Source organism: Allomuricauda sp. ANG21, from assembly GCF_040705235.1.
Classification (GTDB): Bacteria; Bacteroidota; Bacteroidia; order Flavobacteriales; family Flavobacteriaceae; genus Flagellimonas; species Flagellimonas marina.
In genome coordinates this window covers 1-25,732 of the sequence record NZ_JBFCVT010000017.1, presented here as the reverse complement: position 1 = coordinate 25,732, position 25,732 = coordinate 1, and the positions used below count along the sequence as shown (strand labels likewise).

Here is a 25,732-nt window from a genome sequence, read left to right as displayed (position 1 = left end):
TTAAATTTCGTTGTTTTATACAGAATCATACCCTATGGACCCCTTCGGACTGCTGAAAGGACACGATCTGACCAACATGGACCCGATGGACCGGCAACGGCTCTTGGTGTCCCATGGGCTCATGGAGCCAATTCATGTAATTGCCCTGACAGTTGAGCCCAAGCAGGTGTTTCCACCTACGGGTCCTCCCGTGATACGTTATACCCAATACCTCACCATTGCCCTGCACTCCTTTTTGTTGGACCAGTATGCCGACATAATCGATGGGCCTTTCTTTGGTTTCTTCCATGATTTCAATGAAGATACATTTGGCCTGGGCAAGAAGAGGACCAAAAAACTGGCCCTCCAATACTATACGCTGTTGGCCGATTCCATGATCACCAAGAGCATCAGGTTCATCCGTATCCAAAAGGATAAAACTGGCATCGAGTCCGTCAACAACATGGGAAAATTGGAAATGTTGGATGGGCAACGGAACGCATTGAAGGATAATCTCGCAAACAGTGGGCTCCTGGACCACTACCTGATGGGAAATGGGGGGCATTTCTCCGTTGACCTTGTTGGCAATGATACAACATTGGGGCACTTCATTGACTTTGAAACGGGACTGAAGATCCTGTTGTCCCTGAACCATTCCTATGGTTTTGAGGCCAACCCTTACTCTGAGGCACAAGAAAAAATATTTGAAGAACCGAATGAGGTCAAGAAGACCACTCCCAAGATAAAGAAGAATCCCGTTCTATCTGATGAAGATGCCCTTGATTATTTATTGAAAAATGTTTTTGGTTCTAAGGGAAACAAAAAAACCAAATAATTTAAAAGGTTTTTAAAATAGGTCATTATGGCTTCTTTATTTCTTCAAATAACATTGTTACGGAAATCCATAATGCCACGAAAAGATTTTTCATAAATTGATAAACAATCAAAGCCAACCCCATGCTGAAAAGAATAACCCTAGTAGTGCTCCTACTGGTTTCTTGTCACCCTGTCTTCTCCCAACAGGAAGAAATCACCTTGATCTCTTGGAACATCAAAGACTTTGGAAAGACCAAGAACAGTGATGAACTTAATAGGATTGCTGAAATTATAAATGACACCGATATTTTGGCCATTCAAGAAGTAGTGGCAGGTTATGGTGGTGCCCAAGCCGTTGCTAAACTCACGGATATTCTTAACCGTAAAGGAGCTAAATGGGATTATGTCATCAGTGACCCAACCAATAGCCCAAAGTACGTTACCGAACGTTACGCCTTTATCTGGAAGACGCATAGGATAAAAATCAAGAACCGAGGTTGGCTCATTTCCGAGTTGGATTCCTTGATAGACAGGGAACCCTTTTTGTTGCATTTTTATATGGATGGGAAACAATTTACAGTAGTCGATTATCATTCAAGACCCTACAACAAAGACCCAGAAAGTGAAATTGAAGCCCTTTCCAAGTTTGTTATCGATTCTTTGAAGACCCCGGTAATCATCGCAGGGGATTTTAATGTGGATGAAAAAATGCCTGTTTTCAACCCCTTAAAAAAAGTAGGATTCCAAACCGCCATTCGCAACCAAAAGACCACTTTAAAACGGAGCTGTGAACGAACTGATTACCTCAACTACCCTATTGACAATATTTTTTATTCGAATGAGATTCACAAAGTGGAAGGAGGAATCATTGATTTTGTAGGGTTTTGTGACGCGTTGGAAAATGCTAGGAAATTATCGGACCATTTGCCAGTTTTTTTGAGGTTTTCATTTAAGAACTAAGCCTTTTTCATTGATTCTTGATTTTTCACTATCTGGAAACTATAAATGCCAATAGTAGAATAAACATTACCATGACCAAGCACCCACTACTTTTTGATTTTGAAAAGGTTTTGCGATAGGTCAGGCCAGGAATTCCCGTTCGCAATGAATATCCCTTAGAACTTAAGCTTCCTTGTTTTCCTCTATAAGATGGCGAAATCCCAGATTTGCTGATATTGACACCAAAACCTTTACCTAAATTGACCCGTTTATTAAACCTGAAAGACATATTATCGCTTTAAAATGAAATCCTTAATGATCTTATCCATATGCGTAGGCAAATCGGCCTGTTTTATCTCGTAATTTTTTACTTTCATTTCATCAAACCATTTGCTCCAATAGGCCCTAATAACATCTCCTTCATAAGGGTTACCCTAGCCAGGGTTGATTCCTAAAACCAGTACTTCCAAATTCGATAAATCTTTGTTTGCCAAAATGAAGCCCAAATCCTTGTCCTCCATTCGTTTTTGCCAATCAGCAGTGTTCAAAATATTTGACTTGACCAATTGGGGAATTAAATAACTCGTTCGGTTATCTTCCTCCATCTTGGCATCTTTATGATACATATAACCATCAGTCAATATCACTACTATATTTCGATAACCCTCATCAAGACAATAGTCATCAACCTTATTTTTAAAAAAGCTCCAAATGTCTGACCCCACATAATTGTTGTCACCTATGGCAGACTCATAAATGAGCTTTGAAATATTTCCGTATTTCTCTGGAACTCTTAATATGCTGTTTTTGTTTACATTTTGTTTAGTAAAATGAGTCTTAAGTTGGCCAATTTTTCTGTTAAAGGCTAGGTCTGATGGCTCGGGATCTATAAATACCAGAATCTTATCATCAATCTTAATGACTTTTTTGTTCAAAAGATACCACTCGTAGCTTTGGGCCACAGATTCAAGATATCCAATGTCACGCTGATAAAATTCAATATGCTTGTCAAGGACATTGAAAAGAAAAGAAACGAACGAGTCCACTGCACAATTGAATCCACATCAATATCTTATATTCAACTTGGAGAAATGGCAACCAAGTATTAAAAGCCAACTCCTCTAGGACTGTCCCAGAGGAATTGAACCACCAACAGGGTTTTAATTTACAGGACCAACACCCATCAAACTTTTATATCGAACCTTTATGTCGACATAATTTTTCATGATTTCAATATACTCTTCAAGGTTTTTAGGTTTCCGTAATCTATCCTGATCAGGATATTGCCCTAGAATGTCTACCCATCGCTGATCTTCAAAAAATTTTTCATCAATTGTACAACCTTCATATTCTTCAAAAGGTTTAAAATAAATATAACCATCAGCCATGTCGCCTAAACGAAAATTTGGATAGCCAATAGAAAAATAGCTAGTATCTCGTAAATCTCCGAATGGTGTTCCATAAAGATCAAAGCCAACACGCTTGTCTACAAATGAACTTAACGCTTCATCTATTTTACCCATAGCTGGATATATTAATCTGGATTTAGTTTTATTATAAAAGGGATAGTGAAGAAGGATGGTGAAAACTTTATCAGGAACCATTCTATAAACAAGATTTCCAAAAGATCGATCATTCAAGTAAAAAAATCCTTCCTTATAATAATCATATTCTGGTTGGTGGTATTTTGTAAAAGCGTGAAGCCCCCCTGTCAATATTATAATCTTCTCATTTTTATTAATAATAGTTTCTTTAATGATATTTGCTCGATATTCTTCAGTGCCTCCTTTATAAAATATTTTTTTTATGGTTTCGGGTGTCTTAATTCCGAAACTCGATTCTTCACTTGCAGACCAATCAAATTTATAGCTAAGATTAATAATTCTAAATTTTTTGTCAAACTTGGAAAGAGATTTGTTAAATTCCCAAGCGGCCCTATAAACATCCATATACTCCTTTAACCCCCAACCTACGTTATAATTATACATAATCTGCCTAGCTATGTCTTCATTATAAACTGGAGCTGTTATTAATGAATCCAATCTACTCTGGTCTTCAGAAGCGCCAAATTCCATTCCAATGCTATAAACCCCGGCGTCGTATAAACTAGGGATTAAGTCTTGTACAAATAGCAAGTTATGCTTTACGCCATGGTCTTCAGACAAAAAAATGATATCATGATTCTGAAATTTGTCAATCACATATTGCTCAGGGCTCTTCCAATTAGATTTAAGATAGGATACGAGCCTATTTGCATCCTTATCTTTAACCCTTTTGTAGTTCAATAAATGATTTGTCTTGATTATTTTTCCATTACAATCAATACTATCTGAAGCACAAAAGTTTTCTTTCTGAATTATCTGTTTAGTGCTTGCGTTTGTATAAAAAACAGTTAATATACTTAATGTCAAAATACTCCCTAGAAGGTTAATCCTTAATTTCATGTCCATGATTTATGTTAATGGCGATGAACAACAGAATCCTTACGGTTTGAAGAAAAATAATTTTTCCCTAAACAAACGGTAGGGGTTTTAAACCAGTTGCCCAATCTTTGTTTATTATTTATGATTATTGTCTTTTAAATTAATCGCATATAGATATCCATCGGAACTTCCAAAATATATTTTATTGTCTTTTATAGAAGGAGTCGATAGAATAGAACCCAAAGTGTGAATCATTGATTCTGACTTTACAATGTCATCACCATATAATTCAAAACCTTCTTTGAAATTTCCACTAGAATCGAATATTTTGGAATAGTTTTTTTTACTTGCTTCGGTTTGAAAAACCCATTTTTCCTTTCCAGTTTCCTTATGTAAACCCAGTACCTTTCCATCAAATGTTCCAAAGTAAACAACCCCTTCATGTTCTATTGCACCTCCATAAACTCTCATGTTTAATTTTTTATCCCAGATATGCCCCCCATAATCTTTATCAAAACAATAGAAGATATGGCCATCGGATGTACCGACGAACAACTTGTTCTCTACCATCAAGGGAGTTGCCACAACCCAACCACCAGGATGTTTAAAGTTCCATCTACCATGGCCTGTCTCAGCGTCAATTGCATAAATATTGTAGTCCCTACTTCCAAAGTAAACAATACCTTCATGAACCACAGCCCCTCTTTGCACCTCCCCTTTAGGGAAAAATGTATCCCCTATAGTGTCAAACTTCCACTTCAAACTACCATCTTTCGCATTCAAGCAATAAAAAAAACCATCAAATGAACCAATGTAAACATTGCCATCACTTATTATTGGTGTGGCATGTACCACATCATCTGTTTTAAACTTCCAAGTCACCTCTCCCTTAATGTTCAAGCAATATAAATTGCCATCACCACTGCCCCAGAAAACATTTTCTCCGTAAACTATAGGTGAAGACAAATAGTAATCCCACATGTCGTATTGAACTTCTCCTGCTGACCTAAACTTCCATTTTAGTTCACCATTTAATTTATTTATTGCATACAATATTCCATCACTACTCCCTACAAATAATGTATTAGCCTTTATAAATGGAGATGAGTGCACCTCTCCCATTGTCTTATACTTCCATTTTAACTTTGCCGTATGCCTATCTACTGCATAAACTGTACTATCCCCACTTCCGAAAAAGATAACATCCTCATCAATTACGGGGGAAGCATAAACTCTTCCGTTGGTTTTGAATTTCCAATTCTCGGTTTGCCCGAAAGCAACATTGGTTAAGAAAAACACGGCCATTGCCGTGAAAAAGGTAAAATTCATAGAAAATTGATTTAATACATTCATAAACGTTTCACTGTTAACCATAAACACTGGACGTCTTTGTTATACTTGATGATATACGGATTAGCTTATTTCATTGTTGACTTCTCAATGCAACCAGTAACTTCCATATATCTTGGTTTACCGGCACAATATTATTAATTGACATTTCACATATGAAATACAATATCCATATAACCATTTATTTGCTATAAAATGCCAATAAGTACAGAATTGAAGGTTTGTAAAGAACCCAAATCAATCATTCCTCATTGTGTTTTTCGTATAAGATTCCATGGTTTTCATGTACATCATTTGGTTGAATTTATAATTTTTAGAACCTTTAACAAAAGACCGGTAATGAAGAACTTCATTTTTAAAAAGAATCTCTTATTGAAAAAAGGTATCAAGCATTTTTCCTATTGGTTAGCATTCATCCTCTTTTTTACATTTATCTGGGGTTCATACGATTTTAACTATTCCCGAAATTTTATGATTCAAGTCTTTAGCCTGCCATCTAGAGCAGTACTGGTATACGTCACCATATATATTCTTTACCCTAAATTTCTAATCAAAAAAAAATATGCCCGGTTTATTCTGTTCTACATAATCACACTTATTTTTTCATCGGTAGTAATCCAGAGAACCATCTTTATTTACATCATACAACCTACTTACCTATTGGACTTTACCAATTCAAGGTTTTTTGAAATCACAGAAATAATGAATACAATTTTAGACGTAAACATTGCTTTAATGGTACCTCTCGGATACCAACTTTATGCCGATTGGAATAAGGTATTTGAAAAAGTAGTGGAATTGGAAAAAAAATACTCAGCAACTTTTATTCACAACAATTTCATCTACTTAAAAGTTGAAAAAACTCTAGAAAAAATATTTTTAAAGGATATAATATTCATCGAAAGCCTTAAAAATTACATCAAGGTAAAAACAATCAACGGAGAAGTGATTGCTTATAAAAGTATTTCCACTATTGAAAATGAGTTACCGTCGAACAAATTTTTGAGGGTACACCGTTCCTTTATCATAAGTATTGACTTCATCAAATCGTTCTCACCAAATAGAATTTTACTCCAAGGCATAACTATACCCATAGGTCGAAAATACAAACAAAAAGTAAAGGAAAATTTAGGTTATTTCTAAGTTTAATGGCAAAAAGATGTAAAATCCCGCAATCCTCTCCAATATCCCCCCCCGCACCTATTACAAAGTATATGTCAATGCGCTGACCTACCCGAAAATTCCATTGTTTATCCACCTACTTGTATGCCATAAATTTGTTAATCCATCAAATAGGCTTAGACGTTTTTAATCAGTCAAAGAACTAGTGATAAGTTCAGAAATTGTATTTTCAAATCATTTAAATCAATCAAACATAAGTGAATTATATCTCCGAAATAGGTTCAGATAAATTAATTTGTAACTACAGCAATACAACTACTATACTGACAAAAAACCACTTGTTTATTATCTTTTCAATTGGCATATGTATCTACTAGACTGTTGTATATATAATCAATTTGTTTAACCTACAAACTAGAATTAATGTTACCGAAAATATTTATAACCATGCGAACAAACATTTTAATTCTACTGTTATTTATTCCTTTATTGCTGTCCTCCCAAACCTTAGAAAGGATTGAACCACCAAATTGGTGGGTAGGAATGGAAAGTCCACATCTCCAGATCATGCTTTATGGGCAGAACATAGCCTCATATAACGTAGTCATAGATAACCCAGGTATTCGGATTGATAGTAGTTACAAACTCGATAGCCCAAACTATCAGTTTCTGAACCTGTATTTAGAAAAGAATCTAAAACCTGGGGTAATTCAAATCAAATTAAGCGATGGGGACAACCTGATAGTCCATGATTATCAACTCTTTCAAAAAGGAAGTAAAGAATCGGAACATCCATCAATAAACCCATCTGATGTCATTTATCTGATAACACCTGACCGCTTCGCCAATGGAGATTATTCGAATGATACAACAGACGATACTTTGGAAAAACTTAACCGAAACAATCCTGATGGCAGACATGGCGGAGATATCAAAGGGATACTCAATCACTTTAGTTATATCAAGGATTTGGGGGTCACCACAATTTGGCTAAATCCATTTCTGGAAAACGACCAAAGTGATTTTTCCTATCATGGCTATGCAATTTCCGATTTCTATAAAACAGATTCAAGGCTAGGCTCAAATGAGGATTTCATTGAACTTGTAAAAAAATGTCATCAAAATGGAATGAAAGTTTTGATGGATCAAGTTTTCAATCATTGTGGGTCAGGTCACTGGTGGATGAAGGATTTACCTTCTAAGGATTGGGTAACCCAATGGGACAATTTTACCCCTTCAAACTTTGTTACCAGAATTGCATCTGATCCATATGCTCCTAAAAGTGAGTTTGATCAATTGACTAAAGGATGGTTCGATAGGAACATGCCCGATTTAAATTTAGAGAACGAAGTTTTAAGAACATACATGATTCAAAACTCCCTATGGTGGATTGAACATTCGAAAATTGATGGAATAAGGATGGACACCTATGCATATCCCAATCAAGAAGCCATGGCAGAATGGATGTTCCGTATTTCAAAAGAGTACCCGAACTTCTACGTTGTTGCTGAAACCTTGGAACAAAAAGCCAGTTATCTTTCTTATTGGGTAGGACATACCAATAAAAATGGATATGTATCGAATATCAAAAGCGCAAGTGATTATCCTTTATATTTTTCAATGATATCCGCATTTGGAAGGGATGGAAACGTAATTGAACTGTATGATACCCTCGCTGAAGACTTCATCTATGCAAACCCCTACCAACTCAAAACATTCAATGGCAATCATGACCAGAGTAGACTCTATGCCAAATTAGACCAAAACAAGGAAAAGGTCAAAATGAGCATGGCCTTTCTTCTAACTACCAGAGGCATTCCTCAGATTTACTATGGAGATGAGCTCTTAATGAGCAAAAGCAAACCCGACGGTCAGTTAAGAGAGGATTTCCCTGGCGGTTGGAAAGAAGATTCAAGAAATGCATTTGAGAGTCGGGGAAGAACGGCTGATGAAAATGAAATTATTTCTTACCTAACCAAAGTTTTGCAATGGCGAAAAAATTCCACCCCAATCCATAATGGAAGATTAACCCACTATTTCCCGAAAGACAACATTTATGTTTACTTCAGACATAATGAACAAAGTAAGGTCATGGTTGTTTTAAACAACAATGATAGGGATGTTGAAAAATTTCCCCTGAAAAGGTTTAAAGAGTCGTTAAATGGGTACACCAAAGGCCGCGACATCCTAAAAGATGGGTATATACAATTAAATACACCATTAAAATTAAAAGCCAATGAAGCTCTGATCTTAGATCTGATTGAACAGTGATTTTTAGATAAATGTAGGTGTCTGCGTTTTTAACGAGGGTAATTCAGTTTTGAATTGCCTTCTTTTACTTAGCAAGCTCAGCGAACTGGGATTAGGGTTCCTCAATGCAGATTAAAATTTAATTTGATATGTGTGGAGACGCCAAGAATCGTAGGATAACATAAAATAGAGATGGACATAATAGGCACCCCATTCCTGTATAAAATGTAGAGGTCAGAGCTCCATAAGGAACCAACTCTTCATCTGTGGCCGCAAGTCCTGCAACAACACCGCTGGTTGTTCCAATTAGCCCGCCGTAAACAATTGCGGAATGTGGGTTGTCCAATTTTATTTTCTTTGCTATCAAAGGTGTGCCAATGGTGGTACAAATGGTCTTTACCACCCCAGTTGCCACACTAATGGCAATTACCTCTGAGCTTGCCCCAATGGCAGTGCCCGTCACGGGACCCACTATATAGGTGCAGGCTCCAGCTCCAATAGTAGTTAAACTCTCGATATTGGTATAGCCCAAACTCAATCCAACCAAAATCCCTATGCTAAAGGAAATGAAGACCCCAATTAGCAAAGAGACAAGTCCGGCCAACCCCGCTTGTTTTATTTTTGAAAAATCAGCACTCATAGCCGTCGCCACCACAGCAAAATCACGAAGCATGGGTCCACCAAGCAGTGCCAAGCCCGTAAAAAGAGTGATGTTTGAAATACCTTTTTCATCCCCTAAAAAAGCGAGTGACAAACCTATGATAATCGATATGGCCACCCCCGGAATTTTATTATTGGTGACATGCTTTGAAACCCAAAAGGAAATCAACATGATAACTCCAACACACAGGAAGGCAAACACAAACCCATTTTTCCCAATAATAGTATTGATGATTTCCATGTATTATTTTTTATGAGAATCCAATTTATCTTGCCTCCCGATCTTGGAGAGCAGGGGGACCAGCAGCATGCATACTAAAGTGGCACCTATACCCACAATAACTGCTAAAAACCCACCGGAAAGAGCTGCTCTTACATTTAACGTGGAGGTCATCGCCACAATAATCGGAATGTACATGGAACTCCAGAACCAAACTCCTTTCTCAGTCTCTATAGCCAGCCACTTCTTTTTTCGGAGATAAATACTGGAAATCATCAACAGAAGCATGGCGAAACCAACCCCACCAATGTCCCCTTTAATATTGATTAGTTGGCCCAATAGGAGACCTAAAAGTTTTCCCATTAGAAAACATGCCGCCAGCAGTGCCACTCCATAAATCCTCATCTGTATTATTGATTAGATATAAACAGTTCTTTGATATTGTTCTTGGTGACCTTACCCATGACATTTCTTGGCAAATCGGCCATGACCATATATTTCCGAGGTGTCTTATAGCCAGGTAATTTTTTGTGCAACCAAGATTTCAGCTCTTCAATGTCAAAACTTACTGTCTCGGCGATAAGTGCAGCTACAATTATTTCCCCCCATTCCAGATTCGGAATACCAACAACACCACAGTCCTTTATTTTTGGATGTTTGCGGAGGACTTCTTCAATTTCCAATGCCGAGATTTTATATCCACCAGACTTTATGATATCCACGGAATTTCTACCAAGAATTTTAAAGCTGTCACCGTCTAAAACTGCAATATCACCAGATTTGAACCAACCATCAGAGGTAAATGCTTCCCGGGTTGCTTGGGGCTTGTTCCAATATTCTTTGAAAACATTTGGTCCTTTTACTAATATTTCACCAGGTTCCCCAACTTGGACGGGTTCATAATTCATATCCCCCAACCTAATCTTAACTCCGGGCAGTGGCTGGCCGATATGACCGGGCCTTCGAATACCATCATACGGGTTGCTAATGGCCATACCCATTTCAGTCATTCCGTATCTCTCCAACAAAATATGGCCACTTATTTTCTTCCATTGTTCTAAAACACTGATTGGAAGAGCCGCTGAACCCGATACCATCAGTCTGAATCCTTTAAGTTGATTGGAGATTGATTTCTGTTCTGAAGGTTCTAAATCATTATAATGGGCAATCAATTTAAAGTAAATGGTGGGAACGGCCATAAACACGTTTACCTCACCTTTATTGAATAAATCATAGACTTCTTTGGGGTTGAACTTGGGAAGGAATTCACAACAAGCTCCACTCCACAGTGCACAGCTCAACATATTGATGATACCATGCACATGATGAAGTGGAAGTACGTTGAGCACATGGTCCTCTTTATTCCATTTCCATGAATCGACCAATGTGGTTATTTGAGCCTCGATGTTGTTATGGGTAGTCACTACACCCTTTGGTGAACCAGTCGTTCCACTAGTATATAGAATCAACGCACTTCGGTCCTTTTGAATATCCGGTAGCTCCCCTTTTTGGGACTCTATTTCTGAAATTGGTATAAAAAGAATCTCATTGGTATTGAAAAGCGGTGCCAAAAATAATCTAAACGCTTCTGAGAAAATTACGATTGACGCTTTGGTATCTTTGAGGATGTATTCTATGGAAGGTAAAGGGTGTTTTTCACAGAGCGGTACAGCAATGCCACCGGCCCTCCATATACCCCATTGAACAGTAGCATATTCAAAACTCGCAGGCACAAGAAAGGCTATTCTTTCTCCATTGATGTCTTTATGCCCGTCCAGTAATCTAAGCGCTACGCTTTCGGATTTCTCCAAGAGTTTCTCATATGAATAATTCTGACCTCCACTCTTGATTGCTGTTCTTCCGGTAAATGTAGTGGCTCTTTCAATTAATTTTATCATTGATTGGTTGTTTGGTGAAACTCAAAAATCCAAATACCATTGCCGTTCGATAATCCCATTGTATCATCGGGCAATCCAGTATAACAAATCTTAAAAAAGACTGGATATTTAAGTAAAAGCTTAGTTTATCTTATAAAATGGCTCTATCTGTTTTATCCGGATATCCTTTATTTTGGCAAATCTTTCATCTGGGTCGTTTACCAATGTCCATTCTTGATGTACCACCCTTACTATTCTTTTATCATTCTTAGTTATTCCATGCCATTCCAAGTCAAAAGAAATGCTATAGACATCTTTTTCAAGTTGCAAAACATTAACGTCTTTTGGGGCATGAAAATAGGCTTCCACTTCTTTATGGGACTCTTTTATGAGCTGTACAAATTGACCATACTCGGTCGCCGTTTTATCAAACAAATGGAATTCAAAATTATCATCCAGCAACTCTTTCACCTTCTGTTCATTACCTTCAAAATTATCCAAAATATAAAACCAGTAATGGATTAACGATTTACTTCTATTTTCGGCATATGCATCGATGAACCTGCCCGAACCTAAATTTTCAATTGGCAATAACTCTATGAGATTGAATACCGGCATATCAGAATCTTCACTTGATGTCAACTCAGTATAGTAGTGAAGCTTATAATTATTCTTGGTGCTGTCCGGCAAAATGTTCTGGTATTTTATATCAGCTTCAAGAATATAACTATCATTTTCGCCTTTTCGAACATCTATTTCATCAACATGATGTGAGTTCCGCCATTTTTCCACATAAGACAAAAAGCCTTTCATTCCCTCTTCTCCATGGATTGGCCCATTTTGGGTAACAATCTTAACACTGTCACTTAATATTTCCATATGATGGGCCAATCTTTGTGATGTTTGAGGCACTTCAAATGTTTGGAACCACCTATAGTATTGAGCTTTTATCAAATGTTCTTTGCCCACCATTTTCAAGGAATCTGCAACCGACAAATTTTGAGATCGAACCATTGGACTTGAGAGCAAGATAATACAGCATATAAATAGCGTTCTTAATATATTCATGATGATGAGAATTTATAATAATTACTGAAAATTATTTAATTATAAGTTTCAATCTTGTTATTGAAGGGTTGTCCTATGATCAGAAGATCATAGGGCATTGGGGTGCACCGGAACTGCTTAGAAAGTGAAAAACGGTGCTACGATTTCCTATCAGCATTATAGCACCCTTACACGGATATTTCTAAAGTAAACCTTTTGGCCATGGTGTTGGAACATGATATGTCCTTCTCTTTCGGAGTGAAAGTTTGGATTATCCTTGAACTTACTTTTGGTCAACAATGCCTTCATTTCTGGGCTGTCTATTTCAAAATCTATTACTTTAATTCCATTGAGCCAATGCTCCACATGCCCATCCTTATGCAAAAGTTTGGCCTGGTTAAAAGCCCCAATAGGATTCAATCTTTTATTTTTTGGCTTCATAAGGTCATATAAGGCCCCAGCAGACCTTATGGCTGCCGTATCGTTGAAGTTTTTATCATCCAAAATCTGAAGTTCAAAATTATCCAACCAATTCGGGCTATTTCCGTTGTTGGATTCCATTGCTAGATTTTCTTGTATGTGAAAGAAAACTCCTGAATTGGCAGCTGTGTCCACGGCCCATTCATACTCCAGTTCAAAATTCTTATACCTTTCCTTAGTAATGATATCCCGGTTGGCAACATATGGATTTGTAGTCAAAACCCCTTTTTCAACATACCAAACACCCTTTGGAAAATCATCAATTCCATAACCACGAAATGCTTCCGTGGACGTTCCATCAAATAAAACGACCCAATCTTTGCCGTTATCGGCATCTGTTTGTATAACCGCCGTGGACTTTTCGCCATTGTTTTTACATGAAATACTTAATGCAAGGAAAATGCATGATATGATAAAATAGTAATTGCGTTTTTTATTTAATTTTGTCATGATTCTAATATTTAAAAAATTATTTTGTTTCTATATTCTAAGCCAGGAGCGAGTGATTTTTAAGTAAAGGAATCCAATCCTTCTTTGTAGGCTTGGCCATGAGGACAGGAGTGATAAATCCAACTTCAACCCAAACTCTCTACATCCTGGGTTGAAGTTTTTATTTACTTTTCAATATTCAATCTTTCTCTTTAGGGTGAACCTCGAGGTTCTTGTGGCACATTAATTGGTTTCAAAACATAATAGTTTAGGATTGTTTCAATACGATAAATTCCCAAGGTTTCAATTCATAGTTCGACCGTTTGGAAAACTTGATTTCTTCATTCGTGAACACATCTAGCCCGACACAATGAAAGTCAGGAATAAAATTCACCTTCCGATTTGATAGGTTTCCAATAAAAATTATCGCATCACTGTTTCGACTCCGCTTAAAAGCTAAAACTTCTTCAGGACTGGAACTTGTCAACTTGGAATAGTTCGCTTTTGAAGAATCGGCGAACAGACTTTCATGCTTTCTTTTAATCATACCCAATTTGGACAACAATTGCCACTCTTCCCCTTGAGTTTTGGGTATTGAATCCTTTTCAAAAAACTTGAGCCTGTGACTCAGACCATATTCTTGACCAGAGTATATCAAGGGCATGCCTGGGGTTAGGTAAGAGAGTACCGTAAAAATATCCGTTCCTTCCCCCAATCTTTCTGATATGGTACCATTCCATGAATTCTCATCATGGTTGGTAATAAAATTCATAAGTATTCCTTGATCGTGATAAATGGAATCTATTTCCTTCATTCTCTCATCCCAATCCAAGACATTATTCTCACCAGAAACAATATTGTTCATGAGGTGGTGAGTTCCCCAAGAATAGACCATATCAAACAAGTCTTCGCTCATAAGTTCGGGCTCCCAAGCCTCTGCCAACATGAACAGTTCCTTCTCTTTCCGTAATTCAGGTATAGCAGCCTCCCAAAAGTCAAGTGGGACAGACCCAGCCACATCGCATCTAAACCCGTCTACTCCCTCGTTTACAACCCAGTGTTTCATGGATTCGATCATGTCCTTCCTTAATTCGGGATTGTTATAGTTTAAGTCTGCCACATCATTCCATCCCATGGAGGTGCCATCAGGGTTCAAAGGATCGGTAATTTCACCGTTTTCGTTTTTAGTATAATACTCGGGCCTATTGGTAATCCAGGGATGGTCCCAGCCGGTATGATTGGGAACCCAGTCAAGTATGACATACATTTCATTATCATGTATGGTCCTTACCAGTTCCCTAAAGTCATAAATTGACCCAAAATTCTCATTTATTCCCTTGTAATCGGCAACCGCGTAGTAGCTTCCACGCATTTTAGCCTTGTCCTCTTCATTATCAAGTTCTGAAACAAAAATACCCCCGGTCGCCTTTCTTTTTGCCTGTGAGATTGGAAATATGGGCATAAGCCACACATATTTCACCCCTAATTCCTTAATTTTTGGGATATCCCTGGTAAGAGCCTTGAAAGTCCCCTCACTGGAATACTGGCGTATGTTCGCTTCATAAATGACTCCGGACAACTTGGCTTTTTCCATTGAGCTTATGACATCGTTTGTAGTTGATTCATCCTTCTCGCTCTTAAGTTTACAGGAAAGAAAACAGGCTAATATCATAAACGTCAAAAGTACCTTTTTACTCATCTTTCAAATCATTTAAGGTTTGTTCCAAAGCAAAGTTGGGATTTGGGTCCACCGAAAGTGCCTTTTCAAAACACTTTATGGCTTCGGCTTTATTGCCAGCATTATTGTAGGCATAACCCAACATGGCATGTGCTGTTGGCGAAGTTGGGTAGTTATGAATGTTCAAATTGAAAAATTCATAAGCCTTTTCCCTCTCTCCTCGATTAAAATTAGACCAAGCTACCATATTCACTACATTTTCCGGGGGGAGAAAGCTTGCTCCCAAACTTTTAGAAAGCGCATTATAATGTCCGGTCAACTCTTCAATGTTTTTGGAAGCAGCATCTTCTAAAACATAATCTTTAAAAATGTACTTTAAACCGTAGTACAAACTTATCAAGGGAGCACTATTGTGGTCTTCCTCCTCAAACAATTGGAATTCAACATTCGTATATGGCACACCATTATTTCTCAAGGTCGCATAAAACAGTTCATGACCATTTCTCATATTGGCAATCATTCCATTGGTAGTTCCGTAAGAATTGGCTCCACTAAAATAGAATCGTTTGCTCTTGTCAATTTTCTTTATTAGGGTAGTATCAATCTTCTTAGATATATAATTATCATCCCACCAAAAGCTAGGATCTATGGCTATATAAGAGTTAAATTCCCTGTTTTCTAGATATGCCTCTGCACCCAATAGACCCCCGAGAGAATGACCAACAAACACAGTATAATTTTTTATCCTATAACTCTCCCTAACCTCTGGTAAAAGTTCTTTCTCCAAAAAGTCTAAAAATCGGGTTCCCCCACCGCTATCCTTCAACCATTTTGAATTATCCTTCCCATCATATCCTATCAGGGATTTGGTTGGGGTCATGTCCCTTGTCCTATTTTCCTTTGTTTCCACGGCAACAATTACCAATTCAGGAATTTGCCCCTCCTTACTCATCACTTCCACTGTGGTACTGGCCGAATACACATGATAATCGCCATCAAGCAGAATTGCCATTGGATAGTCCGTTTGGCTATTTTCGTAGGATGGTGGCAGGCTCACGATATATTTCCTGTCTTCCCCCAATATCTTCGATGCCAATACATACTCTGAAGTATTTAGATAAATTGGCTTGCTTTCTTGTGATATCACCTGAAGTGAAATTAAAATCAGCATTATCAAAGCCAACTTTTTTATTCTTTCCTTTTTATTCATTTTAATTGTTAATTTGATTTAGTTTGTTTCCCTTGTTAACTCCTGTTCCTTCAGAATCAAATTCCAATGCTTTTTTGTAGAACTTTGAAGCCTTCTTTTCTTGTCCGATGTCAACATAGGCATCACCAAGTGCTTTATAGGTCCTTTTGGATGGATAGTTCTTTACATTAAGGTGCATCAATTCCAGCACTTCTTCTTGAACCCCTTTTTCCTTCCTTTTTTGTGCAATGTTCCGTACCAACTGTTCTGGAGGTAGAAAGGTCTTCCCTGTTTTATCTGTTAGTTGGGAATAATGATCAACAATATCCTTTATCGTGAGTTCCTCAACATTTTTCATAGTAAACCCATTATAAACAAATCGAATGCCTAGATACCAACTCATGTAAGCACAGGTTCCATGGTTCTCCTCTGGTAAATAATCCAATCGGATATTTTCTTGATTCGACCCCATATTTTTTAATAGGGCATAGTAATACTCCACTGCAGGTCTCATGAACTCAAATACATCCGGGTTTCGTTCATAGTTGTCAGCATTTGTCAGATAAAACTTCTTATTTTTTACCATTGCAACATTCTCCGGAGTTGTAAAGGACGCCAACCACTGATTATCCCATGCAAATGCCGGATCCGAAGCTATAAATGCATCAAAGGGACTGTTATTGATATATGCGTATCCAGAAAAGAGTCCACCATATGAATGACCAGCTAGAATTCTAAATCCATTGGTTCTGTAAGAGTTATCAATTTCGGGAATCAGTTCCTCGACGATAAACTTCAAGAACTTCATTCCTCCCCCACTTGCAGTATCATAATCTGAATACGTTGGCGTTAAATCCCTCGTCCTGTTGGTGTTCGTAATTCCAACAACAATGGATTCTGGAATTTCACTTCCCTTGCTTAAAAACTCTACAATTCCAGAAGTATAAGTAAATCTGTAGTCCCCGTCAGTCATATAAATCACTGGATAGTGATTGTCAGTCTCACCGTACGACTCGGGAAGGCCTACTATATAACTTCGGTTTTCATCCAATACTTCGGATCTTATATAGAACTCCTGCCCCAATAAAATTTTCTCATCTAATTGTCCAAACAAGCCTTGCTTTGTGAGCAGCGTTATAAAGACAATGATTATTTTTTTCCACATTTCAATAGTTTAAACATTATACATAGCCATAAATGGCATTACCTTAATTCATTCATCTTTTCCTCTATCTCAGAGGACTTGCCAGGGTTGATTTCTAGGGCCTTTTCATAGTAACTTTGGGCTTCCTCTTTTTTGGACGCCCTTGCCAATGCGTCTCCCAATCCAACATAACTTTCGTAAGAACCATAATTATTGGCGTTCATTCTCAATAACTCAATAGCGGTTTCGAGTTCTTCATTCCTCAATCTGAACTGTGCTATATCGTTTATAAGATTTTCGGGAGGTATAAAATCCGAGCTGGTTCTCTCGGTTAATTGATTATAATGGTTTTGGATTTCGGACGAAGACCTATTGTAAATATCATCCAAACGGAACGGATCATAAACAAACAACAGTCCATAATAAAGACTAATGTAAGCCGAAGTACCATGGTCTTCATCCAAAAAATAGCCCAGTTTTACATTTGCCTGGGGAAAACCCAAACTCTTTAGTCTTGCATAGAACAATTCATGCCCCCTCCTCATATAGGACACCATTCCCTCATTTCTTTCATAATTGTCTGCAGAAGACAAATAAATCCGCTTGCGAAAACCAGTGTCCACCAATTTGTCTTTGAGGTCATCCAAAATAATTTGATTGTCCCACCATAGGCTTGGGTCTGTGGCAATAAAAGCATCAAAATCACTATTTTCTAGAAAGGCATGGACTGAAAACAGGCCACCCAACGAATGTCCTGCGAGCAACCTATAAGAATTAGTCCTGTACATCTTGTCAACCTGTACCAATAATTCATCCTCAATAAACCGCAAGAAAGAATCTGCTCCCCCACTCGATGCATTATTGTCGATGGGTGTAGGAGTTAAATCCCGGGTCCTATCTGTATTGGCAACACCAATCAATATCATCTCAGGAATTCTATTCTGTTTGCTCAAAAATTCCAATAGTCCGGACGCCTGATAAAATCTATAATCCCCATCCGAAATTACCATTACCGGGTAGCGGTTCTTGGTGGTGTGGTATGATGCTGGCAAACTCACAAAATACTGTCGTTGCTCAGATAAAATATTGGACCGAATCAGATATTCACTTCCAATTTGGATGCCTGCTTGGTCCTGTGCATACGAATTTTGAAAACAACAGATTATAAAAAATACTGGCAACAGTAATTTTCTTCTCATGGCTTTTCGTTTAAAATGAACTGCATCGGAATATGAAATCGTCGACTCCAAGATTTTTCGGAATGATCATCCCCTTTAAACTCCTTGGTTACCCAGTATTTTGAGGTAACTCCCTTATTCTTAATTATGCTATCAATTGGAGTCTGATATTTCTTATAGAGGCTATCCAAGCCTTTGGTGCCATAATCAAAGTATATTTTTCGATCTTCGTTAGGATTAAAACTATTTTTAATGTACTCCGTTATGGCCTCTGGGATAGCGTCTCCTTTTGTATTTATGTCCCCAACCCAATGTGTGGACAGACATGCTGCACCACCAAAAATCTCCGGATATTCCACAAACGCATACATTGAAATCAGACCGCCCATGCTCGAACCAGCTATGAAGGTGTTTTTTAGGTCGGTATGTGTGGAAAATCTATTGTCTATATATGGTTTAAGCTCTCCAGTAACAAACTTTAAGTAGTCATCGGATTTTGCAGTACCCTTCAAGTCCGTATTTACAAAAGAGTGTCTAATTGCTTCTTCAATCATTGCAATTGGCTTTTGTGGAAAATACTCCGCATGCCTATATGCCCCATTGTTCCATATGCCAACAACGATGGTCTGCTTGATTTGGTTGTTGTACATCATCTTGGACAATGTTTCATCAACTAACCATTCCTGGTTGTTCCAAGTAAGTGTACTGTCGAACAACATTTGACCATCGTGCATATATAGCACTGAATATTTTTGTTTCCCATCATAATCAGGGGGAAGCCATACATCAACGTTCCGTGGAGCCACAAAATCTGATTTGAAATTTTTTAACCTTACTATTTTTCCATACTCCGGTGTGGGTTCAGTTTCGTCTACCAGGGCTTTATACCTTTGACGCACATTCTGATATCCCTTTATTTGATTCCAATATTCTTCGAAATTGTTTACAGATGAATGCCAATAGGGATCAGGTATCTGTACCTTTGTTTCTTCCCATGTCCTGTTTTTGAAAAAATCGCGGTCAAGCGAACAGTTTTCCATCTCCTTAAATGGGGCCAGAAACACATACCCATCCAACAGATCCTTCAATTGAAAGTCCTCATAACATACACCCAGGTTACTATTATCTTCAAGTCTACCCATGGGAGTTTCATCCAAATCGAATCCTATGGGAAGGTTACCGATTAATTGCATAATCTGCTCCACTTTACCATTTCCCGGGGATGTATTGTAAGGCTGTTTTCCTGGAATGTTTTGAAACGGCGCATGAACTAGAATGGAAAATACCTCATTGGGGTATTTGGAATCAAGTCTATTCCCAAGGCTCTCAAATGAAAAGGTGCATTCCCCATCAACGATTCGATGCTCCCTGTATGTACGATACGCATGCGGTACCCCTACCAATATCAATACTTTTTCATTTCTATCTAAAACTTCTTGTTTGATTACGTTCGTCCTAAACGTGTTGGGCTCTCCCTTGTGGAAGACCTCATGTAACTCCTCAAATCGTGTACCTCCGTCATAAGCACTCCAATCATAGCGATAACTTATATTTACAATTCTAAATTTTTTGGAGTCTTTTGGCAATGTCCTGTTGAATTCCCAAGCGGCTTTATACAAGTTCATATATTCCATATATGCCCATCCAACATTATAATAATACATGATGTCTCTAACCATCTGCTGATTATAATCCTTGGCGGTTAAAAGCGAATCCACAACTTCCTGTTTCTCATAGGCCCCGAACTCCATCCCAAGATTTGTCACCCCGTTTTCGTAAAGTTTGGGGATCAAATTTTGAACAAATTCCAAGTTGTTTTTTATAGCATGGTCCTCTCCTAGAATTACAATTTTGCGGTTGTTAAATTTAGAAACAACATATTCCGAGGGTTCCATCCCGTTTTTCTTCAAAAATTCCCTTTCCGTTTGAAAGTTGATTTTTTGAGCTTTACAAATACTAAGGCATGCTATACTGATAAGCAGCCCAATTTTTTTCATTCCTATAACTTTCATGGCCATAAAATTCAATTCTAAAAACAATATTTCCTTGAAGTCTGCCATTGCTCGCCAATAAGAGGTATTATTTATCCAACAATACACTTACTGCATGTCAAGCTGACTTCTGTTACTTTTTACTTAATAGTACCGTTTGAAAGTCCGATACAAATTCAACCATCCCATTTTGGACCTTCGCTTCCTTTCCTGAGTACGAATCGATCAACATATCACCTTCCTTGAAGCTTGTCCCAACAGGAATACTCTTTAGTTCTTTGTCCAAGTCAAGACCCACAACAACAACATCATTCACATTCCCAGACTCCAAGATCCTTTCAAAAACATAGGGTTCTTCCGACAACATTTGATGAACTCCTGCTCCTACTGCGGGGTGATGTTTCCTAAACCGTCCAAGAGCACCCCAGTGTTCCATTATTTTCTGGGTTTTACTTTCACTTTTGATTTCATCCCAGTTCATAAATGAGCGTAGATTTGCATCACCATTAGCTCCAGGAACCGATAATTTCCGAGCAGACTCATCCCCATAGTATATTTGCGAAGTTCCAGGGGTCAACAATAAAATGTTAGCGGCACGGTACGGGTTTTTTCTTTCTCTATCATAAGGAGATCCATCATCATGCGAACTGAGGTAATTTAAAATTTGTTTCCCTTTTAAATCCCCGTAAAGGCTATTATGATACTTTGCAAACAAGGATTCGTAATCCATTTTGGCGGCATCCGATTTGAGCTCAAAATTTATCAATCCATCAAATCCATTCTCAAAATAATTCACCTTTCGGTCTCCAAAATCAAATTGTTTTCCTGAACTTATTCCATAGCTGTAAACCTCACCTACCAAATAGAAGTCATTATCATCTAAAACGGAACCATCGTTTTGTTGTTTCCAAACATTGAATGCATGTTTACATTCCCGTTGAAATTCATACCACACCCATTCATCAACATGTTTTACAGTATCAGCCCTGTAACCATCAATACCATATTCAACGATGTAATCTGTCAACCATTTAATGATGTAATATTGAGGAGCTCTTGGATAGCCTGTCCTTTCAAAGAATTGGTTCAATTCTTCCAATTCCTGTTCATATCTCCCCTCAGCTTTCCATTTTTTAACCAACTCGGAAGGTAGCTCCACATTGGTCTTGCTCTCAGTTTTGATATCCGGTAAATTATCCACCAAAGTACATTTTACGGTTCCCTCGTAGTCCTGGAAGGAACACTTAGGTTCTGTTCTTACCCACTCTGGATTCCACTGAATATCCTCATCCGTTACCGGACCAGTGTGATTGATGACCGCATCCAATACAATTCTAATCCCATGCTCATGTGCGGTGGCCACTAGCTCCCGCAAATCGTCCTCAGTACCAAAATTTGGATCAATAGTAGTCCAGTCCTTTGTCCAATATCCATGAAATCCGTAGGTGTTTCCAGTACCTTCGTCTGTGGCTCCATGAATCTGCTCTACAATTGGCGACAACCAAATGGCATTCACCCCTAATTGAGTGAAGTACCCTTCTTTAATTTTTTGGGTAATTCCCTTTATATCACCCCCTTCAAAACCCCTTAAAACTCCTGTTTCTTGAGTTCTTGAAAAATTAATGTCATTAGAAGGATCACCATTATAGAACCTATCTACCAACAAAAAGTAAAGATTGGCACTTTCCCATCGAAAGGGAATATTGTCATCAATTACCTCGCTTACCGTTTCTTCTTCATTATTGTTGGTCTGTTGCTTATGTGTATTGCAGCATATAAGAGTAATACCGACAACCAGACCTAAAAAACATCTTTTCATTTTTTTTGAGTTTTACCAAGTAAAAATCGAATTGGAACATCTAATCGCTTTCTCCATGAAGCTTCGGAATGATCGTGCCCATCATACCTTCTGTTCACATAACCAATATCCTGAAATCCAGACATATAGAAAGTTCTATCAAGACCTTCCTGGTGAGGTATGTATTCCTTGTCCAATGTTTCGGTTCCATAATCAAAGTAAAATCTGTGCCCGTCTGAAGATGGAAGATTTTCTTCCAAATAGGCGTAAAAAGCGTTAGCATACTTAGTATCCGGATTACCAAGCCCTATCCAATGTGTTGACATACAAATGGCACCGCTGAAAACTTTGGGATATTCGCAAATAGCGTACATAGAGATCAGCCCTCCCATACTAGATCCGCCAATAAATGTATTGGCTACATCAGTTAATGTAGAAAAATGGGTGTCTACATATGGCTTGAGTTCCTCAACAATAAATTTTAAGTAGTTGTCGGATTCAATACTGTCCTTAAATTCCTTTTCTTTTTGATCAAGATCTTTCACATTAATATACTTGAATGGTTTCTGCGGAAAATAATCTGTCATCCTAATATCTGAATGGTGCCAAATTCCAACAACAATAGTTGGTTTAATCGCATCTTCTTTTATCAGGTCGTTCAGGGTTTCGTCAACACCCCACTCTTGTTTGTTCCAGGTGGACTCAGAATCAAACAGCATTTGGCCATCATGCATATATAGAACAGCATATTTTTTATCTTTTGAATATCCCTCTGGTAGCCAAATGTCCACATTCCTTGGGCGCACAAATCTTGATGGAAAACCTTCAATTCTTTGAATGGAACCTATAATACTGTCTTTTGAATATTCAATGCTTTTAATAGGTGCATTTTCTATTACATCAGTTCCTGATTGGGCAAAAACACCAGTACAAAGCAGTACCGTTAAAAACTTATAAATCCAAAATTTTTCTATAAACATCTTCATAATCAATTGTCTGTCTCTATTTTATTGTAGTGAATAAATAACTTCCCCTTTTAGGCAAGGACAAGTTGTCCTCCCATGTAAAACTTTCACCGGTTTCAATATTGGTGAACACCTTACCGCCAAGCTCCAGTTCTTCAAACCTTTTCAAATCAATATCCGTAGAGGTATTGTTTTTGTTCATAACGTGCATAACAATATCATCCCCTAAAATTCTGAAGAGAACATAAACCCCATTGAAGGGCACAAAATGGACGGTTTTACCCGATATGATTGCATTGGATTCTTTTCTATAATTCAATAATGTCTTGAGATACCCCTGAATCTCCATTTGATCATCCGATAAATTCTTCCCTGTAAAAGCATTGACTGAATCTGTAGCCCATCCACCTGGAAAATCAGTCCTAATAGAGCCATGATCTCCAAGATTGTCGATGTTGCTAATTAGGGTTTCAGTCCCATAATAGATCTGGGGTATTCTAGGAATCACCAACAAATAGCTTAGTGCCATTTTAGTTGACACAAGGTCTTCATTCAATTGTGTAAAAACCCTGTCCATATCATGATTATCCAAAAATCCCATTATCCTATTTGGACTTGGATATCCAAAATCATTGGCCAACCCCTCATATAACTTGATAAGTCCTTTGTCCCAACTCTCTTCCTCATTGATTCCTTCTACGATTGCCTTTTGCATTGGAAAATCCATGGTCGAGCCCAAATTGGATTTATAACCATCTAAATTATTATTGCCATCTTGCCAGTATGCCACCAATAAAGGGTTATTACTCCACTCCTCTCCCACAATTGAAAAATTGGGGTACTCGTTCATAATGGACCCTGCCCATTCAGACATAAAATCCTTGTCCGGATAGGGATAGGTATCCTGCCGAATTCCATGTAGACCCAAAATCTCAATCCACCAGATACTGTTCTGAATTAAATATTTCGCCATAAAAGGGTTTTTCTGATTTAAATCTGGCATTATGGGAACAAACCATCCATCATTAAAAAAAATCTTGTCGTGGGATGAGGCATAAGGATCTTGATTGGTTGTTCTTCTGTGGTTCGACATAATCAATTCCTGTCCACCTTCAAAAAGGTCCTGAAAATTAAACCAATCATCAAAGGGTAAATCTTTGGCCCACCAGTGTTGAACCCCACAATGATTTGCTACTTGGTCCATAATTAAATCCAAACCTTTTTGTCTTGCAACCTCTGACAGTCGGATATATTCTTCAAGTGTCCCGAATCTGGGGTCTACCTGATAAAAATCGGTAATGGCATACCCATGATAGGAAGATTGGGACATATCATTGGTCAGTAAAGGAGTTATCCATAGACTGGTGAATCCCATATCACTGATATAATCCAAACCATTTATTATTCCTGCAATATCACCTCCGTGACGCGAATAATCTTCTGATCGATCTACTGAAGTTTCATTCATGTTTTCAATAACATCATTTGAAATTTCACCATTTGCAAAACGATCTGGTGTTATTAAATAAATGGCATCAGAATTATCGAAGCCTTTATACTCAATGGACTTCTTTTTCCTGCCCCTTAAAACGTAAGGGTAAACCAACGGCTTTCTGCCACCCTCCTTATTGAATACAATCTGTATTGTTCCTGGGGATGCTTTATCTGTTATTTCAAAGTCTACAAATAAATAATTGGGGCTTTGTGCCTTGTTTATCCCAATAATGCTTACCCCAGGGTAATCTATGGACGGCTTATAATTTCCAATATTCTTACCATATACCAATAATTGCAGCTTCTCATTTTTAAAGCCCACCCACCAATTCGGGGGCTCTACCTTTTCTATCACGGTCGAATAATTTCCATTTATCTTTTGTCCATTTACGATCAACCCAAGTATTAGGATCAGTCCAATCGATACCTTATTAATTAGTTTCATTTTAAATTTTATTGGTTATACTAATTCATGTGTTTTCTTAATAACTTTTTTTATACTACCGTTCAGGTCAATATCAGTGACCTTATGACCATTTGTCTCAACATCAATACCATCCCGGTCCACTCTTACTCTGACTATCTCTCCTCTAAAATTCACCTTAAATGAATATGATTTCCACTGTTTTGGAATTTGAGGATTGAAACTTAACCGACCATCCAATACCCGCATACCGGCAAAGCCTTCCACAATGCTCATCCA

22 protein-coding genes are annotated in these 25,732 nt (G+C 37.8%); 4 read left to right on the top strand and 18 right to left on the bottom strand.

Going from position 1 to position 25,732, the window contains the following annotated elements:
- The first annotated feature begins 34 nt into the window (after positions 1–34).
- Positions 35–814: a hypothetical protein gene (locus AB1A65_RS16645; RefSeq protein WP_366591063.1), complete on the top strand. Its 780-nt coding sequence runs from the start codon at positions 35–37 to the stop codon at positions 812–814.
- A 122-nt stretch (positions 815–936) separates the two neighbouring features.
- Positions 937–1,755, top strand: coding sequence for an endonuclease/exonuclease/phosphatase family protein (locus AB1A65_RS16640; RefSeq protein WP_366591062.1), 819 nt, complete (start codon positions 937–939; stop codon positions 1,753–1,755).
- Between the two features lie 28 nt (positions 1,756–1,783).
- On the opposite strand, the gene AB1A65_RS16635 is transcribed toward AB1A65_RS16640, so the two are convergent.
- From AB1A65_RS16635 to AB1A65_RS16620, 4 genes are all read right to left on the bottom strand, one after another.
- Positions 1,784–2,023, bottom strand: coding sequence for a DUF4236 domain-containing protein (locus AB1A65_RS16635; RefSeq protein ID WP_366591061.1), 240 nt, complete (start codon positions 2,021–2,023; stop codon positions 1,784–1,786).
- A 145-nt stretch (positions 2,024–2,168) separates the two neighbouring features.
- On the bottom strand, positions 2,169–2,780 hold the full coding sequence (locus AB1A65_RS16630; protein ID WP_366591060.1) for a hypothetical protein: 612 nt from the start codon (positions 2,778–2,780) through the stop codon (positions 2,169–2,171).
- A 114-nt stretch (positions 2,781–2,894) separates the two neighbouring features.
- Entirely contained in the window at positions 2,895–4,184 is a 1,290-nt protein-coding gene (locus AB1A65_RS16625; protein ID WP_366591059.1) for a hypothetical protein, read from the bottom strand.
- Positions 4,185–4,292: 108 nt separating this feature from the next.
- Positions 4,293–5,486: a PQQ-binding-like beta-propeller repeat protein gene (locus AB1A65_RS16620; RefSeq protein ID WP_366591058.1), complete on the bottom strand. Its 1,194-nt coding sequence runs from the start codon at positions 5,484–5,486 to the stop codon at positions 4,293–4,295.
- Between the two features lie 723 nt (positions 5,487–6,209).
- Between AB1A65_RS16620 and AB1A65_RS16615 the strand changes: the two genes are divergently transcribed.
- Together AB1A65_RS16615 and AB1A65_RS16610 are read left to right on the top strand one after the other, a co-directional pair.
- Complete coding sequence (locus AB1A65_RS16615) at positions 6,210–6,650, top strand: LytTR family DNA-binding domain-containing protein (protein WP_366591057.1); 441 nt, start codon at positions 6,210–6,212, stop codon at positions 6,648–6,650.
- A 426-nt stretch (positions 6,651–7,076) separates the two neighbouring features.
- Positions 7,077–8,900, top strand: a complete 1,824-nt coding sequence (locus AB1A65_RS16610; RefSeq protein ID WP_366591056.1) for an alpha-amylase family glycosyl hydrolase — start codon at positions 7,077–7,079, stop codon at positions 8,898–8,900.
- 118 nt (positions 8,901–9,018) lie between these two features.
- Here AB1A65_RS16610 and madM read toward each other — a convergent pair whose 3' ends face one another.
- From madM to AB1A65_RS16540, 14 genes are all read right to left on the bottom strand, one after another.
- Entirely contained in the window at positions 9,019–9,780 is a 762-nt protein-coding gene (madM, locus tag AB1A65_RS16605) for a malonate transporter subunit MadM (protein ID WP_366591055.1), read from the bottom strand.
- A gap of 3 nt (positions 9,781–9,783) precedes the next feature.
- A complete protein-coding gene (gene madL, locus AB1A65_RS16600) occupies positions 9,784–10,164 on the bottom strand; it encodes a malonate transporter subunit MadL (protein WP_366591054.1) in 381 nt (126 codons plus the stop codon).
- 5 nt (positions 10,165–10,169) lie between these two features.
- Positions 10,170–11,657 carry an acyl-CoA synthetase gene (locus AB1A65_RS16595; RefSeq protein WP_366591053.1) on the bottom strand — a complete coding sequence of 496 codons (1,488 nt, stop codon included), beginning with the start codon at positions 11,655–11,657 and terminating at the stop codon, positions 10,170–10,172.
- Between the two features lie 120 nt (positions 11,658–11,777).
- A complete protein-coding gene (locus AB1A65_RS16590) occupies positions 11,778–12,515 on the bottom strand; it encodes a hypothetical protein (protein ID WP_366591052.1) in 738 nt (245 codons plus the stop codon).
- A 345-nt stretch (positions 12,516–12,860) separates the two neighbouring features.
- Positions 12,861–13,613, bottom strand: a complete 753-nt coding sequence (locus AB1A65_RS16585; RefSeq protein ID WP_366591051.1) for a DUF1080 domain-containing protein — start codon at positions 13,611–13,613, stop codon at positions 12,861–12,863.
- Between the two features lie 247 nt (positions 13,614–13,860).
- A complete protein-coding gene (locus AB1A65_RS16580) occupies positions 13,861–15,291 on the bottom strand; it encodes an alpha-amylase family glycosyl hydrolase (RefSeq protein WP_366591050.1) in 1,431 nt (476 codons plus the stop codon).
- A complete protein-coding gene (locus AB1A65_RS16575; RefSeq protein ID WP_366591049.1) occupies positions 15,284–16,480 on the bottom strand; it encodes an alpha/beta hydrolase-fold protein in 1,197 nt (398 codons plus the stop codon). Before AB1A65_RS16575 ends, AB1A65_RS16580 begins: the two co-directional genes overlap by 8 nt.
- Position 16,481: 1 nt before the next feature.
- Positions 16,482–17,624, bottom strand: a complete 1,143-nt coding sequence (locus AB1A65_RS16570; protein WP_366591048.1) for an alpha/beta hydrolase-fold protein — start codon at positions 17,622–17,624, stop codon at positions 16,482–16,484.
- A 38-nt stretch (positions 17,625–17,662) separates the two neighbouring features.
- Positions 17,663–18,802 (bottom strand): alpha/beta hydrolase-fold protein, encoded by a 1,140-nt coding sequence (locus AB1A65_RS16565; protein WP_366591047.1) that lies wholly within the window; start codon positions 18,800–18,802, stop codon positions 17,663–17,665.
- Positions 18,799–20,778 carry an alpha/beta hydrolase-fold protein gene (locus tag AB1A65_RS16560; RefSeq protein ID WP_366591046.1) on the bottom strand — a complete coding sequence of 660 codons (1,980 nt, stop codon included), beginning with the start codon at positions 20,776–20,778 and terminating at the stop codon, positions 18,799–18,801. The genes AB1A65_RS16565 and AB1A65_RS16560 overlap by 4 nt, the downstream gene beginning before the upstream one ends.
- Positions 20,779–20,905: 127 nt before the next feature.
- Positions 20,906–22,591 carry an alpha-amylase family glycosyl hydrolase gene (locus AB1A65_RS16555; RefSeq protein WP_366591045.1) on the bottom strand — a complete coding sequence of 562 codons (1,686 nt, stop codon included), beginning with the start codon at positions 22,589–22,591 and terminating at the stop codon, positions 20,906–20,908.
- The gene (locus tag AB1A65_RS16550) at positions 22,588–23,556 is read right to left on the bottom strand and encodes an alpha/beta hydrolase-fold protein (RefSeq protein ID WP_366591044.1); all 969 of its coding nucleotides are present in this window, start codon (positions 23,554–23,556) and stop codon (positions 22,588–22,590) included. The genes AB1A65_RS16555 and AB1A65_RS16550 overlap by 4 nt, the downstream gene beginning before the upstream one ends.
- 16 nt (positions 23,557–23,572) lie before the next feature.
- Complete coding sequence (locus AB1A65_RS16545; protein ID WP_366591043.1) at positions 23,573–25,474, bottom strand: glycoside hydrolase family 13 protein; 1,902 nt, start codon at positions 25,472–25,474, stop codon at positions 23,573–23,575.
- 15 nt (positions 25,475–25,489) lie between these two features.
- The coding region (locus AB1A65_RS16540; RefSeq protein WP_366591042.1) for a glycosyl hydrolase family 65 protein at positions 25,490–25,732 on the bottom strand (243 nt) is incomplete at its 5' end.

What these genes read in the sequence shown, in the direction of transcription:
- AB1A65_RS16645 (WP_366591063.1), top strand. Translation starts at nt 35, where the DNA reads ATGGACCCCTTCGGACTGCTGAAAGGACACGATCTGACCAACATGGAC.
- AB1A65_RS16640 (WP_366591062.1), top strand. Translation starts at nt 937, where the DNA reads ATGCTGAAAAGAATAACCCTAGTAGTGCTCCTACTGGTTTCTTGTCAC.
- AB1A65_RS16635 (WP_366591061.1), bottom strand. Translation starts at nt 2,023, where the DNA reads ATGTCTTTCAGGTTTAATAAACGGGTCAATTTAGGTAAAGGTTTTGGT.
- AB1A65_RS16625 (WP_366591059.1), bottom strand. Translation starts at nt 4,184, where the DNA reads ATGGACATGAAATTAAGGATTAACCTTCTAGGGAGTATTTTGACATTA.
- AB1A65_RS16620 (WP_366591058.1), bottom strand. Translation starts at nt 5,486, where the DNA reads ATGAATTTTACCTTTTTCACGGCAATGGCCGTGTTTTTCTTAACCAAT.
- AB1A65_RS16615 (WP_366591057.1), top strand. Translation starts at nt 6,210, where the DNA reads ATGAATACAATTTTAGACGTAAACATTGCTTTAATGGTACCTCTCGGA.
- AB1A65_RS16610 (WP_366591056.1), top strand. Translation starts at nt 7,077, where the DNA reads ATGCGAACAAACATTTTAATTCTACTGTTATTTATTCCTTTATTGCTG.
- madM (WP_366591055.1), bottom strand. Translation starts at nt 9,780, where the DNA reads ATGGAAATCATCAATACTATTATTGGGAAAAATGGGTTTGTGTTTGCC.
- madL (WP_366591054.1), bottom strand. Translation starts at nt 10,164, where the DNA reads ATGAGGATTTATGGAGTGGCACTGCTGGCGGCATGTTTTCTAATGGGA.
- AB1A65_RS16595 (WP_366591053.1), bottom strand. Translation starts at nt 11,657, where the DNA reads ATGATAAAATTAATTGAAAGAGCCACTACATTTACCGGAAGAACAGCA.
- AB1A65_RS16590 (WP_366591052.1), bottom strand. Translation starts at nt 12,515, where the DNA reads ATGGAAATATTAAGTGACAGTGTTAAGATTGTTACCCAAAATGGGCCA.
- AB1A65_RS16585 (WP_366591051.1), bottom strand. Translation starts at nt 13,613, where the DNA reads ATGACAAAATTAAATAAAAAACGCAATTACTATTTTATCATATCATGC.
- AB1A65_RS16580 (WP_366591050.1), bottom strand. Translation starts at nt 15,291, where the DNA reads ATGAGTAAAAAGGTACTTTTGACGTTTATGATATTAGCCTGTTTTCTT.
- AB1A65_RS16575 (WP_366591049.1), bottom strand. Translation starts at nt 16,480, where the DNA reads ATGAATAAAAAGGAAAGAATAAAAAAGTTGGCTTTGATAATGCTGATT.
- AB1A65_RS16570 (WP_366591048.1), bottom strand. Translation starts at nt 17,624, where the DNA reads ATGTGGAAAAAAATAATCATTGTCTTTATAACGCTGCTCACAAAGCAA.
- AB1A65_RS16565 (WP_366591047.1), bottom strand. Translation starts at nt 18,802, where the DNA reads ATGAGAAGAAAATTACTGTTGCCAGTATTTTTTATAATCTGTTGTTTT.
- AB1A65_RS16560 (WP_366591046.1), bottom strand. Translation starts at nt 20,778, where the DNA reads ATGAAAAAAATTGGGCTGCTTATCAGTATAGCATGCCTTAGTATTTGT.
- AB1A65_RS16555 (WP_366591045.1), bottom strand. Translation starts at nt 22,591, where the DNA reads ATGAAAAGATGTTTTTTAGGTCTGGTTGTCGGTATTACTCTTATATGC.
- AB1A65_RS16550 (WP_366591044.1), bottom strand. Translation starts at nt 23,556, where the DNA reads ATGAAGATGTTTATAGAAAAATTTTGGATTTATAAGTTTTTAACGGTA.
- AB1A65_RS16545 (WP_366591043.1), bottom strand. Translation starts at nt 25,474, where the DNA reads ATGAAACTAATTAATAAGGTATCGATTGGACTGATCCTAATACTTGGG.